The 13,856-nt window shown below is 66.2% G+C and carries 15 protein-coding genes and 2 pseudogenes; 7 read left to right on the forward strand and 10 right to left on the reverse strand.

Annotated elements, in window-relative coordinates:
• The first annotated feature begins 91 nt into the window (after positions 1 to 91).
• From ACW9UL_RS05935 to ACW9UL_RS05950, 4 genes are read left to right on the forward strand one after another with little or no spacing between them, the layout of a single operon-like run.
• Positions 92 to 772 (forward strand): class I SAM-dependent methyltransferase, encoded by a 681-nt coding sequence (locus tag ACW9UL_RS05935; RefSeq protein ID WP_031303464.1) that lies wholly within the window; start codon positions 92 to 94, stop codon positions 770 to 772.
• Positions 773 to 774: 2 nt separating this feature from the next.
• Complete coding sequence (locus ACW9UL_RS05940; protein WP_457789481.1) at positions 775 to 1,194, forward strand: VOC family protein; 420 nt, start codon at positions 775 to 777, stop codon at positions 1,192 to 1,194.
• Positions 1,178 to 1,597: a VOC family protein gene (locus ACW9UL_RS05945; RefSeq protein WP_457789483.1), complete on the forward strand. Its 420-nt coding sequence runs from the start codon at positions 1,178 to 1,180 to the stop codon at positions 1,595 to 1,597. The genes ACW9UL_RS05940 and ACW9UL_RS05945 overlap by 17 nt, the downstream gene beginning before the upstream one ends.
• 18 nt (positions 1,598 to 1,615) lie before the next feature.
• Positions 1,616 to 2,437: an aldo/keto reductase gene (locus ACW9UL_RS05950; RefSeq protein ID WP_457789485.1), complete on the forward strand. Its 822-nt coding sequence runs from the start codon at positions 1,616 to 1,618 to the stop codon at positions 2,435 to 2,437.
• Between the two features lie 14 nt (positions 2,438 to 2,451).
• Here ACW9UL_RS05950 and ACW9UL_RS05955 read toward each other — a convergent pair whose 3' ends face one another.
• From ACW9UL_RS05955 to ACW9UL_RS05965, 3 genes are read right to left on the reverse strand one after another with little or no spacing between them, the layout of a single operon-like run.
• Positions 2,452 to 3,024 carry a lytic transglycosylase domain-containing protein gene (locus ACW9UL_RS05955; protein WP_021445053.1) on the reverse strand — a complete coding sequence of 191 codons (573 nt, stop codon included), beginning with the start codon at positions 3,022 to 3,024 and terminating at the stop codon, positions 2,452 to 2,454.
• 7 nt (positions 3,025 to 3,031) lie between these two features.
• Positions 3,032 to 3,985, reverse strand: a complete 954-nt coding sequence (locus ACW9UL_RS05960; RefSeq protein ID WP_122107559.1) for a hypothetical protein — start codon at positions 3,983 to 3,985, stop codon at positions 3,032 to 3,034.
• Between the two features lie 20 nt (positions 3,986 to 4,005).
• Positions 4,006 to 5,721, reverse strand: a complete 1,716-nt coding sequence (locus ACW9UL_RS05965; protein WP_021445051.1) for a proline--tRNA ligase — start codon at positions 5,719 to 5,721, stop codon at positions 4,006 to 4,008.
• Between the two features lie 144 nt (positions 5,722 to 5,865).
• Between ACW9UL_RS05965 and ACW9UL_RS05970 the strand changes: the two genes are divergently transcribed.
• Complete coding sequence (locus tag ACW9UL_RS05970) at positions 5,866 to 6,273, forward strand: PaaI family thioesterase (RefSeq protein WP_031303460.1); 408 nt, start codon at positions 5,866 to 5,868, stop codon at positions 6,271 to 6,273.
• An 80-nt stretch (positions 6,274 to 6,353) separates the two neighbouring features.
• Here the strand turns inward: ACW9UL_RS05970 and ACW9UL_RS05975 are convergent, their stop codons facing one another.
• On the reverse strand, positions 6,354 to 7,634 hold the full coding sequence (locus ACW9UL_RS05975; RefSeq protein ID WP_122107557.1) for an OprD family porin: 1,281 nt from the start codon (positions 7,632 to 7,634) through the stop codon (positions 6,354 to 6,356).
• A 670-nt stretch (positions 7,635 to 8,304) separates the two neighbouring features.
• On the opposite strand from ACW9UL_RS05975, the gene ACW9UL_RS05980 reads away from it, so the two are divergent.
• Together ACW9UL_RS05980 and ACW9UL_RS05985 are read left to right on the forward strand one after the other, a co-directional pair.
• Positions 8,305 to 8,736 carry an HIT family protein gene (locus tag ACW9UL_RS05980; RefSeq protein ID WP_122107556.1) on the forward strand — a complete coding sequence of 144 codons (432 nt, stop codon included), beginning with the start codon at positions 8,305 to 8,307 and terminating at the stop codon, positions 8,734 to 8,736.
• Positions 8,733 to 8,939 (forward strand): SlyX family protein, encoded by a 207-nt coding sequence (locus tag ACW9UL_RS05985; protein ID WP_457789488.1) that lies wholly within the window; start codon positions 8,733 to 8,735, stop codon positions 8,937 to 8,939. Before ACW9UL_RS05980 ends, ACW9UL_RS05985 begins: the two co-directional genes overlap by 4 nt.
• A gap of 164 nt (positions 8,940 to 9,103) precedes the next feature.
• Here the strand turns inward: ACW9UL_RS05985 and ACW9UL_RS05990 are convergent.
• The 6 genes and pseudogenes from ACW9UL_RS05990 to ACW9UL_RS06015 all read right to left on the reverse strand — a co-directional run.
• Positions 9,104 to 9,322: pseudogene (locus ACW9UL_RS05990) on the reverse strand (cold-shock protein); the annotation flags it as partial.
• Between the two features lie 99 nt (positions 9,323 to 9,421).
• Positions 9,422 to 9,733: pseudogene (locus ACW9UL_RS05995) on the reverse strand (cold shock domain-containing protein membrane protein); the annotation flags it as partial.
• Between the two features lie 171 nt (positions 9,734 to 9,904).
• The gene (locus ACW9UL_RS06000; protein WP_122107554.1) at positions 9,905 to 10,972 is read right to left on the reverse strand and encodes a GGDEF domain-containing protein; all 1,068 of its coding nucleotides are present in this window, start codon (positions 10,970 to 10,972) and stop codon (positions 9,905 to 9,907) included.
• Between the two features lie 97 nt (positions 10,973 to 11,069).
• Positions 11,070 to 11,540, reverse strand: coding sequence for a Dps family protein (locus ACW9UL_RS06005; protein ID WP_021445044.1), 471 nt, complete (start codon positions 11,538 to 11,540; stop codon positions 11,070 to 11,072).
• A 134-nt stretch (positions 11,541 to 11,674) separates the two neighbouring features.
• Positions 11,675 to 12,493, reverse strand: coding sequence for an SDR family NAD(P)-dependent oxidoreductase (locus tag ACW9UL_RS06010; protein WP_122107553.1), 819 nt, complete (start codon positions 12,491 to 12,493; stop codon positions 11,675 to 11,677).
• A gap of 74 nt (positions 12,494 to 12,567) precedes the next feature.
• Complete coding sequence (locus tag ACW9UL_RS06015; RefSeq protein WP_457789491.1) at positions 12,568 to 13,686, reverse strand: HD-GYP domain-containing protein; 1,119 nt, start codon at positions 13,684 to 13,686, stop codon at positions 12,568 to 12,570.
• Between the last annotated feature and the right edge of the window lie 170 nt (positions 13,687 to 13,856).

Below are 13,856 nucleotides of genomic sequence, written 5' to 3' on the forward strand. Positions count from 1 at the left end.
AGAAGGCGGGTCACCGCGTTTGCCTGATATCAGCTTAGACGCTGGCGCAGCGTCTAGAATCCACTTCACCGCAAAAATGCAGGAAATCGCCATGCAGCGCGATCATCGAGAACAGCTTCAGCAGAGCTGGCAGGCCAACGCCGATGCCTGGGCTGCCGCGGTGCGCGAGCAACGCATCGAGAGCCGGCGGCTGGTCACCGATGCGGCGATTCTCCAGGCAGTGCTGGCCCTGGCACCCAAGCGGGTGCTGGATATCGGCTGCGGCGAGGGCTGGCTGTGCCGCGGCCTGGCCGAACACGGCATCGAGCCGGTCGGCGTGGATGCTTCGGCGCCGCTGATCGAGGCGGCCCGCGCCGCCTGCGATGGACGCAGCCAGTACCGGGTCTGCGGTTACGCCGAGCTGGACAGCCAGGCCGAGGCGCTGGGCCGTTTCGAGGTGCTGGTGTGCAACTTCGCCCTGCTCGAGGAGCCGCTGCAGCCGCTCCTGCACAGCCTGCACGGGCTGCTGGCGCCGGGCGGCAGCCTGCTGATCCAGACCCTGCACCCCTGGCGCGCCAGCCACGGCGAGGCCTATCGCGACGGCTGGCGGGTGGAGGACTTCGCCGGTTTCGGCGAGGGCTTCCAGGCCCCCATGCCCTGGTTCTTTCGCACCCTGCAGTCCTGGCTGACGCTGATCGGCGAGACCGGCTGGCGCCTGGAGTGGCTGCAGGAGCCGCTGCACCCGGAGAGCGTGCAGCCGGTATCGCTGCTGTTGCTGCTCAAGCCGCTCTGAGCATGGAGTTGTTGCTGAACCTCGACGTGCCGGACCTGGCGGCGGCCGAGGCCTTCTATACTCGAGCGCTCGGCCTGCGCGTCGGGCGCCGGTTGTTCGCGGGCAGCGTGGTCGAGCTGCTGGGGGCCGCGGTGCCGCTCTATCTGCTGCACAAGGCGGCGGGCAGCAGGCCTTTCGCCACGGCGAGGACGGGGCGCGACTATGGCCGCCACTGGACACCGCTGCATCTGGATGTCGTCGTCGACGACCTGGACGTCGCCCTGGCGCGGGCCCTGGCTGCCGGCGCGCGTCAGGAGAGCACGATCAGCGAACAGGCCTGGGGCCGGCTGGCGTTGCTCAGCGACCCTTTCGGCCACGGTTTCTGCCTGCTGCAATGGCGCGGCGACGGCTATGCGGAGGTGTGCGATGAAAGAGTGCAATGACGGTAACCGATTGATTCCCTGCCTGCGTTACCGTGATGCCCCGGCGGCAATCGACTGGCTGTGCCGGGTGTTTGGCTTCGAGGCGCAACTGGTGGTACCCGACGCGCAGGGCGGTATCGCCCACGCCCAACTGCGCCGGGGGCGCGACCTGCTGATGCTCGGCTCGCCGGCCGACTCGCCCCACGGCCGGCACATGCGCCAACCGGACCAGGCCGCTGGTTGTACCCAGTGCCTGTACCTGGTGGTGGAGGACGCCGATGCCCTGTATGCCCGGGTTCAGGCGGCCGGGGTGGAGGTGGTCATCGAGCTGCGCGACGAGGACTATGGTGGGCGCGGCTTCACCTGCCTGGATATCGAAGGGCATCTGTGGAGCTTTGGCACCTATGATCCCTGGCGGTCATGAACAGGAGGAGCAGTGACGATGCGTACGCTTGAGTTGGCCGGCACCCGGGTGCCGGTGATCGGCCAGGGCACCTGGCATATGGGCGAGGATCGCCGCCAGCGGACGCGCGAAGTGGCGGCCCTGCGCGAAGGCCTCGAGCTCGGCCTGCGGCTGATCGACACCGCGGAAATGTATGGCGAGGGCGGCGCCGAGGAGGTGGTCGGCGAGGCCATCGCTGGGCGCCGCGAGCAGGTCTTTCTGGTCAGCAAGGTCTATCCGCACAACGCCAGCCGCCAGGGCGTGCAACAGGCCTGCGAACGCAGCCTGCGGCGCCTGGATTGCGAGAGCATCGACCTGTACCTGCTGCACTGGCGCGGCCAGCACCCCCTGCAGGAGACGGTCGCGGGCTTCGAGCGCCTGCGCGAGCAGGGCAAGATCGGCGCCTGGGGCGTGTCCAACTTCGATCTGGACGACCTGGTCGAGCTGGACGAGGCGGCTTGCGCCGCCAACCAGGTGCTGTACAACCTCGAGGCGCGCGGCATCGAGTACGATCTGCTGCCCTGGCAGCGCCGCGCCGGCATGCCGCTGATGGCCTATTGTCCGCTGAGTCAGGCCGGCGCCCTGTTGCGCGAGCCGGCGCTGAGCGAAGTGGCCGCGCGGCATGCCGCCACGCCGGCCCAGGTGGCGCTGGCCTGGATCCTGCGCCAGGGCGGGGTGATCGCCATTCCCAAGGCCGTGGAGGCCGCGCACCTGCGCGACAATGCCGCGGCGGCTGCGCTGGTGCTGAGCGAGGACGATCTGGCCCTGCTCGACGCGGCCTTTCCTCCGCCGCAAGGCAAGCAGGGCCTGCAGATGGTCTAGGCGCAGGGCGCGCGCTACGGCTTGACGTACCAGTAGTCGTACCAGAAGCCCATGACCTTGGCCGGGTATTTCAGCTGGCCGAGGCTGCCGTTGTAGCGGGCCAGGGCGCGGCTGAGATTGCCGTTCTCGCGCTTGAGGTAGTAGGCCAGGATGGTGCAGCCGTAACGCAGGTTGGTGGCGTTGTCGGTGAGGTTGTCCTGCGGCCGGCCCAGTTCGGCCTTCCAGAAGGGCATCACCTGCATCAGCCCCTGGGCGCCCACCGAAGAAATGGCGAAACGGTCGAAGTGGCTCTCGGCGTGGATCAGGGCGATCACCAGGTCCGGACGCAGCCCGGCCTTGCTCGCCTCGGCGTGCACCAGGCGCAACAGCGTCAGGCGCTGCTGGTCGTCGGGGATATAGCGGGTCAGGCGGGTGGACATGTCCAGCAGCCAGACCTCGGCATCGAAGCGGTCGGCGAAACTGTCGGCCTGGCTCACCGTGCGTTGCAGCAGTTCGCGCAGTTCCGGCTCGGGCGCCTGGCGCAGGTTGGCCTCGGCGGCACTGACGGCCAGCAGCAGCGCCGCCAGCAGCAGTCGAGGCAGGGGCACAGGCGCCTCAGTTCACCACGGGATCGGCGGCCAGGCGGCCGGCGTCTTCCAGCAGGGCCTTGAGGAAGGCTTCCTGCAGTTCCGGGTCGTTGCGGGTCAGTTCGATCAGGCTCTGCTCCAGCTCGCTGGCTTCTTCTTCCAGGCCCAGGTCGGACAGGCGCTTGACCCGGTGCACCCACTGCGCCACGTCGTCGTCCTCGAGGTCGTCGAAGATCAGGTCGTGGGCCTCGCGCAGCTTGCCGCGCAGGGTGTGGCTGACCAGCAGGCTGGCCTCGGCGCGGGTCTCGTCGCGCTCGTCCTCGACGCTGAGCAGGAGCATGCCGAGGCGGCCGATATCCTGTTCGGTGAAGGGGCTGTCCAGCAGGTTCAGGCGCAGCACGCCGCTGCGGTCGGTGAGCAGCTCGAAGCTCTGCTCGCCGGCCAACACCCGCACCGGACGCTCGGCCCAGGGCAGGCTGGAATATTCCATGCGGCGATCCTGCTGGACCTCTTCGATGCTCGCCAGGTTCTGCTCGGCGCGGCCGTTGGACTCGACGTTCATGAAGGGGTTGAGCCCGGCCATGCCGTAGCTGATCCAGTCGCGCGTCGCGCTGTCCGGCAGGCTGCCGAGCAGCACCACGTTGAGCACGTTGGCGCCGATCCCGGCGACCACCGCCACCGCGCCCAGCGGCACCTCGTACAGCTCGCGCCAGGGCTGGTAGGGGGTGTAGCGGTCGTAGCGGCGGGTGACCTCGAAGGCGGTGACCTCGAAGTTCTTCTGATCATGCACGCGCACCCGGCGCTGCGGCAGTTCCAATACCTTGGGCTCGCCCACGTCGATCTGCAGCTGGTGATCCAGCAGTTTGCGTTCGACGCGCTCCTCGTGCTCGCTGCGTTGCGGCAGCTGGTTAGCGCAGCCGCTGAGGAAGAGGGCGCCGCACAGGGCGGCGCCGATGAGGCGAAGGCTGTTGCTCGTGTGCATGATGTCTCGGTGCGGCGTGATCAGCGGCTGATACGGGCTTGCAGGAAGGGCAGGATGTCGGCCAGCGGCACGGCCTGGGCTTCGGTCTCGGCGCGGCTCTTGTATTCCAGGTTGCCGTCGGCCAGGCCGCGGTCGCTGACTACCACGCGGTGCGGAATGCCGATCAGCTCCATGTCGGCGAACTTGATGCCGGGGCTGGTCTTTTTGTCGCGGTCGTCCAGCAGCACCTCGAAACCGGCGGCGGTCAGCTCGGCGTAGAGCTTGTCGGTGGCCTCGCGGACCTGCTCGGTTTCGTAGCGCAGCGGCACCAGGGCGATGTGGAAGGGCGCCAGGGCGTCGTTCCAGAGGATGCCGCGCTCGTCGTTGTTCTGCTCGATCGCGGCGGCCACCACGCGCGACACGCCGATGCCGTAGCAGCCCATGGTCAGGGTGACCGGCTTGCCGTTCTCGCCCAGGACCTGGCAGTTCATCGCCTCGCTGTACTTGGTGCCGAGCTGGAAGATATGCCCGACTTCGATGCCGCGCTTGATCTCCAGGGTGCCCTGGCCATCCGGGCTGGGGTCGCCGGCGACCACGTTGCGCAGGTCGGCCACCGCCGGCAGCGGCAGATCGCGCTCCCAGTTGACGCCGAAGTAGTGCTTGTCCTCGATGTTGGCGCCGGAGGCGAAATCGCTCATCAGCGCCACGCTGCGGTCGACGATGCAGGGGATCGGCAGGTTGACCGGGCCCAGCGAGCCGGGGCCGGCACCGATGGCGGCGCGAATCTCGGCTTCGCTGGCCATCTGCAGCGGGCTGGCGACCTGCTCCAGGTTGGCGGCCTTGATCTCGTTGAGCTCGTGGTCGCCACGGACGATCAGGGCGATCAGTTTGCCTTCCTCGGCAGCGTGCACCACCAGGGTTTTGATAGTCTTCTCGATGGCCAGGCCGAAGCCCTGCACCAGGGCGTCGATGGTCTTGGTGTCGGGGGTGTCGACCAGGCGCATCTCTTCGGTGGCGGCGCCGCGCGCCTGCTCGCGCGGGATGGCCTCGGCCTTCTCGATATTGGCGGCGTAGTCGGAAACGTTGCTGAAGGCGATATCGTCTTCGCCGGACTCGGCCAGCACGTGGAACTCATGCGAGCCGGTGCCGCCGATGGAGCCGGTGTCGGCCTGCACTGGGCGGAAATTCAGGCCCAGGCGGCTGAACACGTTGCAGTAGGCCTGGTGCATGCGGTCGTAGGTTTCCTGCAGCGAGGCCTGGTCGGCATGGAAGGAGTAGGCGTCCTTCATGATGAACTCGCGGCCACGCATCAGGCCGAAGCGCGGGCGGATCTCGTCGCGGAACTTGGTCTGGATCTGGTACATGTTGATCGGCAGCTGCTTGTAGCTGTTCAGCTCGTTGCGCGCCAGGTCGGTGATCACTTCCTCGTGGGTCGGGCCGACGCAGAAGTCGCGCTCGTGGCGATCCTTCAGGCGCAGCAGCTCGGGGCCGTACTGCACCCAGCGGCCGGACTCCTGCCACAGCTCGGCCGGCTGGATGGCCGGCATCAGCACTTCCAGGGCGCCGGCGGCGTTCATTTCTTCGCGCACCACCTTCTCCACCTTGCGCAGCACGCGCAGGCCCATCGGCAGCCAGGTGTACAGGCCGGAGGCCAGCTTGCGGATCATGCCGGCACGCAGCATCAGCTGGTGGCTGATCACCACGGCATCGGAAGGGGTTTCTTTCAGGGTCGAGAGCAGGAACTGACTGGTACGCATGTTTGGCCGTTCTGTCGGTTGCTAGGGCTTGGAATAGGGCGGCATTGTACGGTGCCTGTACAGTGGCGTACAGGACGGGGCGCCGGCAGACCGGCCGCGTGCCTGCGCAACGACGGCGATAAGCGGGAGGTCGAGGTGGCGGGATTGACTGCGGGGGAGGTTCAGGCGCTGATTCGCGCGGGGCTGCCGATGGCCGAGGATATCGATCTGCACATCGACCGGCTGGACGGCGAGAGCGTGCTGGCGCGGGTGCCCTTTCAGGCCAAACTGGTGCGTCCGGGCGGCACCCTGTCCGGGCCGACCATCATGGCCCTGGGCGATGCGGCCATGTACGCCATGGTGCTGGGCCGCCTCGGGCGGGTGGAAATGGCGGTGACTTCCAATCTGAACATCAACTTTCTGGTCAAGCCCAGGCCGGTGGACCTGCTCGCCGAAGCGCGCATCCTGCGCCTGAGCCGCCGCCAGGCGGTGTGCGAGGTCTCGCTCTATTCGGCGGGCAATGAGGACGAGTTGGTGGCGCATGTAACGGGCACTTACGCGTTGCCGCTTTGAACGCTTCGGTTAATTGAAGTGCAAAGAAAAAGCCCGGCGAATGCCGGGCTTTTTTAACTAGCTATCGAATAACGCAGGAGTTACAGCACTTCCAGCGGGTATTCGACGATCAGGCGGAAGTCGTTCAGGTCGGAGCCGTATTCAGCGTTCTGCACGCTGTTGGCGCGCCAGATGGAGCTGCGGATGCGGAACGACAGGTCCTTGGCTGCGCCTTCCTGAACGACGTACTTGGTTTCGAAGTTGAACTCGTGTTCTTTACCTTCTTCATCGAAACCTTCGACGTCGATATTATCGCCGTAGATGTAGCGAGTCATGAAGCTCAGGCCCGGTACGCCGTACTCGGCCATGTTCAGGTCGTAGCGAGCCTGCCAGGAACGCTCGTCCTTGCGGTCGAAGTCGGAGTATTGAACCGAGTTGGCCAGCCAGATGGTGCCGCCGCCGTCCACGCCATAAGCATAGGCGGTGTCGCCGGAGGAGCGCTGGTGAGCGACGGTGAAGGTATGGGCGCCCAGCGAGTAAGCCGCTGCCAAGCTCCAGATCTTGTTGTCGACTTCGCCCGACAGTGCCTGGCCGTCATCCCTGGTGCGGTAGCCGTTGAAGTCGAAGTTCAGGGCCTGATCTTCTGCCAGCGGCAGGTTGTAATTCAGGTTGATGTACTGCTTCTTGAAGTGATCTTCGACGTCGGAAGCGTGAATGGCGCCGCTGAAGTTGTCGGTGAAGCTGTAGCTGGCGCCAACGATATTGGCTTCGGTCAGGGCGAAAGTGTCGCGATCGGTGCTGACCTGGCTGCTCATGGCGGTGAAGCGACCGGCGGTCAGTTCCAGGCCTTCGATTTCGTTGCTGGTGATCAGCGTGCCGGTGGTGGTTTCCGGCAGGATACGGCTGTCGTCGGTGCTGAACACAGGGCTGGCAGTGAACATGTTGCCGTGCTTCAGGACGGTGTCGGAAATACGGAACTTGACGGCGCCGCCGACTTCGGTCTGGGTATCGTCACCACGGCCGTCGCCAGTGGTGTCGAACAAGCCATTGCTGTGGCGGCCGCGGCCGCTGTCGAGCTTGATGCTGCTCAGGGAGTGAGCGTCGAAACCGACGCCTACGGTACCTTGGGTGAAGCCGGATTCGTACAGCAGGCGAATGCCCAGGCCGGTTTCTTCGCGATAACCATTCTTGGCGCCGGTGACGCTGTTGAAGTTTGCGCCGCCATTCTTGAAATCGCGGTTCATGTACAGAACGCGATTGAAGATGTTGAAGCTGCTGTCTTCAATGAAGCCGTTGGATTCGGACTGGCTGGACGCCACTGCCATTTGGGAAGTGCCCGCGGCTACTGCCAGGGCGATTACGCTCCACTTCATCACTTGCATCGTGATTGCTCCTTTGGTTTAGAAGAGTTGCGCTGCCCATCTAATTATTGTATGGGCGGCTCTTTCTTTTTGTGTCGGCGCTAACTTATAGCACGCAGCCAATGTTGGCGATAGTTGCAATCTATTCGTTGCGATTTCTTCACAGCAGTGTCGCAAAGGCTTATGAAGGATGTCGCAAATCTGTAGTTCTGCACTTGCGTCCCGTTGCGCCGACTGGTTCCGCGGTTTGAGTTGCCGGATACCGCTGTTATTGACCCGCTGCGCGGCGTGCCGAGCATTGCCCAAACCGATAGCAAAAGTCGTGCTCAAAACCCCAGTTCGGCGTTAAAAGCTCGCTTTTGCCGGCGGCCAGGGGCGCTTTGGCCCAGGCCGAGCCGGCTCCGCCGCGGGTTCGCCGTGGCCGCGTCGACGCTTTGCGGCTGGGGCGGGCGAGGCGCCTTGAGGCTCTTGGCGGCCGCATCGGAAGCCGCGTGCGGTAACGTGCGGCGGCGATTATTACGGTAGGAAACAAAATGGTGCACGCCTGCGGTGCGCGTCGCGCCGAGCTGCCTTGCGCTGGTGCGTGGCGGCGGGGTGAATTGTCGCCGCCGGCCGCGTATGCTGCGCGCCCAGTGCGCCGAGCTGGTCCGGCGCTAAGCTTGGTTGATGGCTTGATGCGAGGAGAGTCGCCATGTTCGTCCTGGATTCGCGTTTGCAGCAGGACTGCCTGCTGATCGGGGACTTCCCCCTGTGTCGTCTGTTGCTGATGAACGATGCCCACTACCCCTGGTTCATCCTGGTCCCGCGGCGCGAGGAGGTCAGCGAATTGTTCCAGCTGGATGCCGCCGACCAGACCCGGCTCTGGCAGGAAACCACCCTGCTGGCCGAGAAGCTCAAGGACACCTTCGCCGCGGACAAGATGAACGTGGCGACCCTGGGCAACCTGGTCAGCCAGCTGCACATGCACGTGATCGTGCGGCGCCGCGAGGATGCCGCCTGGCCGGCGCCCGTCTGGGGGCGGCAGCCGGCGCAGCCCTACGCCGAGGACCAGGTGCAGCAACTCAAGGACAAGCTGCGCCTGGTGCTGACCGAGGATTTCCAGTTCGCCGGAGAGGCGGCATGAGCCTCGAGGCGCGGGTCATGGAGCTGGAGAGCCGCCTGGCCTTCCAGGACGACACCATTCAGGCGCTGAGCGACGAGCTGGTCGAGCAGCACAAGCGTATCGAGCGCCTGCAACTGCAGTTGGCGGCCCTGGCGCGGCGTCAGGAAGAGTTGCACGGGCAGGCGGGCCTCGCCGAGGACGAGGCGCCTCCGCCGCACTATTAAAGAAACTCTGAATAGCCGTCATTCCCGCGCAGGCGGGAATCCAGAACCTGCGTAGTCCCTGGGCTCCCGCCTTCGCGGGAGTGACGATAGATGGCTTTTTCAGAATTTCCTTAAGGCCACAAAAAAGCCCGCGATGATCGCGGGCTTTTTTGTTGCTGCGAGCTTCAGCGCCGTGCGGGGGCGGCGGCGATCACGTCTTCGGCCTGCAGGCCCTTGTCGCGCTGCATCACCGAGAACTCCACGCGCTGACCTTCGACCAGTACGCGGTGGCCTTCGCCGCGGATGGCGCGAAAGTGCACGAAGATGTCTTCGCCCGAGTCGCGGGAGATAAAGCCGAATCCCTTGGAGGTGTTGAACCACTTGACCGTGCCGGTTTCGCGGTCGTCTTGCTCGCTGGTCGCGGCGTGCTGACCGGGTTGCGCGCGCGGGCTGCGTTGACTGCTCTGGCGCGGCTGCGGGCGCAGCTGGCTGGTCAGGTGCAGCAGGGTGGCGACGACGGCGATCAGCAGACTCAGCCAGATGGCGGGTTGGCCGCCGATATTCGGCAGCGGCGCGAGCAGGATCAGGCCCTGAACCACGGCGGCGAGGATCAGCAGGGCCGATGCCAGACCCTGCAGCTGCTGGCGGGCTGCGCCGAGGTTGAGCGCTTGCTGCGGCGCGAGCAGCAGGTTGAGCAGGCCGATCAGAGCCAGGTAGGGCGCGTCGGGGGTGGCGAGGAATGTGCCGGAAAAACTGGGAACGGCAGACAGCAGCAGGGCGGCAAACCCTGTCACAAGATGGGCAATCTTCAACATCTTCGATGAACTCACTGATTGAATGACGACTTAGGGTGCTGCGGAGGCGGCAAGTTCGCCGTGGCCAGCTGGACGGCCATGGCGCGCGCCGATGTATTGCGTCGCGCGCGCCGCAGGACAAGAGCGCGGGGCGCGGGGCGTATTTAACAGCAAAGGCAGGGGCTTCTCAAATCAAGCGCTTAGCATGCTTTCGCCGGTGGCGGGGTGAACCTGGTTGCGGCCATTGCGCTTGGCCTGATAGAGCGCATCGTCGGCGCGGGTGAGCAGGGCCTCGAGGGTGTCGCCGGCTTCGGCCAGGGCGAAACCGAAGGAGGCGGTGATGCTGTCGAGCACCTGGTCGGTGCGGCGCACCTTGACCCGCAGGGCCTGGATCTTGTGGCGTAGCTGCTCGGCGAAGTTGCGCACGCCGGCGAGGTCGGTGCAGCCGCGCAGCACCACGCAGAACTCCTCGCCACCGTAGCGGGCGGCGAAGGCGCGCGGCGGCAACAGCTCGCGCATCAGCTGGCCGACGTGCTGCAGCACGCGGTCGCCCAAGGGGTGGCCGTACTGGTCGTTGAACTGCTTGAAGTGGTCGATATCGAGAATCACCAGGGCCAGGCCCTCGTGCGATTCGTTCAGTGCCTGCTCCAGCAGGCGGGTGAAGGCGTGGCGGTTGAATACGCGGGTCAGGCTGTCGAGGGTGGCGGCCAGGTGCGCGCGCTCCAGCTGGCTGCGCAGGTGCTTGATCTCCTCCTGGGCGGCGCGCAGGCGATAGAGGAATTTTTCCTGCTGATCCTGCATCAGCTGGGTGCTTTCCTGCAGCTCGCTGAGCACGCTGGGCAGGTCGTCGATGATCGGCTCCTGCAGGGCGCTGAGTCCGTGGTTGAGACTGTGCTGGTAGTTCTGGCTGCCGATCACGCTGCGCGAGACGTCGCCTTCGATGTCGTCGACCAGCTCGATCACTTGTTGCTGGCCGGCGCGCGCCTCGTCCAGTTCGGCGCGGATGATGTAGTCGCGAAACAGCTTGACCGCGGTATCCGGCGGGAAGACGTCGAAATCTTCCACGGCCTTGTCCAGGCGGCGGTTGAGTTCCGGCTCGCTACCCTTGCTGTAGGTGTACCAGAGGGCGTAATGCACCGGGTTGGGGGCGATGGCGTGGCGCATCATCAGCGGCACCGCCTGTTTCAGCAGGGTCGCCGCTTCGCGGGTGTCTTCCGGGTAGAGCTCGAGAATGCTGGGGGATTTGGGCGGCTGACTCATATGCGTCACGAAACTCGGTGGCGAATGGCCAGAGCATAGAACAGGCGGGGGGCGACTGCCTAATGAAAAGGCCCGGATCACCGGGCCTCGGGGCGGGTCATGCGGCGAGCAGGCTGCGCAGCATCCAGGCGGTCTTCTCGTGCACCTGCATGCGCTGGGTCAGCAGGTCGGCGGTGGGTTCGTCGCTGACCTTGTCCAGCAGCGGGAAGATGCCGCGTGCGGTGCGCACCACGGCCTCCTGGCCCTGCACCAGTTGCTTGATCATGTCCTCGGCGCTGGGCACACCTTCCTCTTCCTTGATCGACGACAGGCGGGCGTAGGCGGCGTAGGTGCCCGGCGCCGGGAAACCCAGGGCACGGATGCGCTCGGCGATGGCGTCGACCGCCAGGGCCAGCTCGTTGTACTGCCCCTCGAACATCAGGTGCAGGGTGTTGAACATCGGGCCGGTGACGTTCCAGTGAAAATTGTGGGTCTTCAGGTACAGGGTGTAGGTGTCGGCCAGCAGGCGCGACAGGCCTTCGGCGATGGCGGCGCGATCCTGTTCGGCGATTCCGATATTGATTTCCATAGGGTTTTCTCCTCTCAGGTGAGCCCGGGGTGTCGATCCCCCAGTGTTGGGCGGAGCCTAACACGGGACCGCTCGGGGCAATCTTGGCTTATGTCAATGAAAGCCATGTTTAGAAGCTATCGATAACTTGCGGTTCACTTTTTATGCAGAAGCTTGGCCAGCAGCCTGGGGTAGGCCGCCGGTAGCAGGCGTTGGACGCGGTCGAGAAAGCGCGCATCGCTGCCGATCAGGATGCGCGGCTGGCCGGCCTTGATCCCGGCGACTATCGCCTCGGCCGCCTGCGCGGCGCTGGTGCGCGCGAGCTTGTCGAAATTGTGGGCGGCGCGCTCGGCGTCCTGCGAGCCGTCGATGCCACGGTAGAAGCGCGCGGAACGGGCGATATTGGTCTTGATCCCGCCGGGATGCACGCAACTGACCGCCACGCCGCGGCAGGCGACCTCCTGGCGCAGGGCCTCGGTGAAGCCGCGCACGGCGAACTTGCTGGCGTTGTAGGCGCCCTGGGTCGGCAGGCTGATGATGCCGAAGATGCTCGACAGGTTGACGATGTGCCCGCTGCCCTGTCGCAGCAGGTGCGGCAGGAAGGCCTTGCTGCCGTGCACCACGCCCCAGAAGTTGATGTTCATCAGCCACTCGAAATCGTCGTAGCCGAGCGCCTCAATGGTCTGCGACACGGCGACGCCGGCGTTGTTGACGATCAGGTCGGCGCCGCCATGTTCGGCCAGCACGCGGTCGGCGAAGGCGTAGACCGCCGCGCGCTCGGCGACGTCCAGGGCGTGGCAGCTGACGCGCGCGCCGCTGCCGCGCAGGGCCTCGGCGTTGCGTTCGAGCTGCGCCAGGTCGATGTCGGCCAGGGCCAGTTGGCAGCCTTCGGCGGCCAGGCGGGTGGCCAGGGCCTGGCCGATGCCGGAGGCGGCGCCGGTGATCACGGCGACCTTGCCGGAGAGAGAGTGCATGGTGGCTCCTTGCGCGCGATGGTTGTCCATGGAGGCCGGAGCTTAGCCACTCGGGGCGGGCCGGCACAACCGTTTCAGCCGTGGGCCAGGTTGGGGTTCTGCTGCAGGGTGCGGTTGAACACCTCGACCCAGTGCGCGCTGAACTGCTGGCCGGCGAGGTTGTTGATCTCCAGGATGGCGCGCAGCAGCGGGCGCTTGCTCAGGGTCTGGTGGGCGCGTTCGTGGGTGCGCGCGTCGAAGGCGTCGGCGATGTGCAGGATCAGCGCGCCGGGGCTGATCTCCGCCTCGCGCAGGCCCTTGGGATAACCGCTGCCGTCGGCGTGCTCCTGGTGCTGCAGGACGATCTCCATGGCCGGCGCCCAGTCCGGCATGCGCCTGAGCAGGTCGCCGGCCAGGCGCGGATGGCCCTGCATCAGGCGGCGTTCCTCGCGGCTCAGGTCGGCCTGCTTGTGCAGCAGCTGCAGCGGCAGGAAGGCCATGCCCAGATCGTGCAGGCAGACCGCCGCCGCCAGCTGTTCCGGGCGCTCGGCCAGGCCGCCCTGGGCGTTGATGCTCAGGCTCAGGTCGAGCAGGCGCAGGTTGCGGCCTCGCCAGTAGCGCGAGCGCTGCTCGGCGGCCTGGGTCAGGGCGGCGAAGAACTGCAGGTCGGGGTGCGCGGCGATGCCGTGGTGGGCCAGCAGGGCGTCGGTCTGGCTCTGCAGCGGCGCGGGCGGGGCTTGCAGGTGGGTGCTGGGGTCCAGTCGCTGCAGCAGCTGGCGGCGGATTTCCACCTGCTGGCTCTCCGGCGCCATGGCCAATGCCTGCAGGGCCTGGCACAGCTGGTCGAGCTGGGCGGCGCCGAGGCGTGCGTTCGGGCCGCCGAGGGCCTGGTCGATCAGGGCGCGCAGGTGGTCGAGGCTCAGCAGCAGGATGTCGCCGAGCAGGCTGTCGAACGCCAGGCGTTCCTCGCGCAGGGCGCCGAGCACGTCCTCCATGGCCTGCGGCAGCGGCATCAACGCATTGAGGCCGACGTAGCCGAGGTTGCCCTTGAGCGTGTGCACCAGGCGAAACAGCTCGCGCAGCCGCTCGCCGCTGCTGGGTGCGCGCTCCAGTTCGATCAGCAGTTGTTCGCAGCGCGGGAACTGCTCGGCGGCGTCCAGGCGAAAGTCATCCAGCAGGTCGCTGGAGAGGTCGGCGAGGCGGGGCAGGGGCATGGCGGTTCTCCGCGACGAAGGCGCCCTTCATTATAGAAGCCATCCGCCGGGCGGCTGCGCCTCGGCGATTTACCCTATATAATCCCGCTCTTTTCAAGACGGGGCGCGCGGCTGGACGCTCGCCGCGGCGTGGCCTCTGCCCAGTGCGCAGGGCGCCGCCTGACCAATCC

It is taken from the genome of Pseudomonas sp. PL-6, from assembly GCF_054110165.1.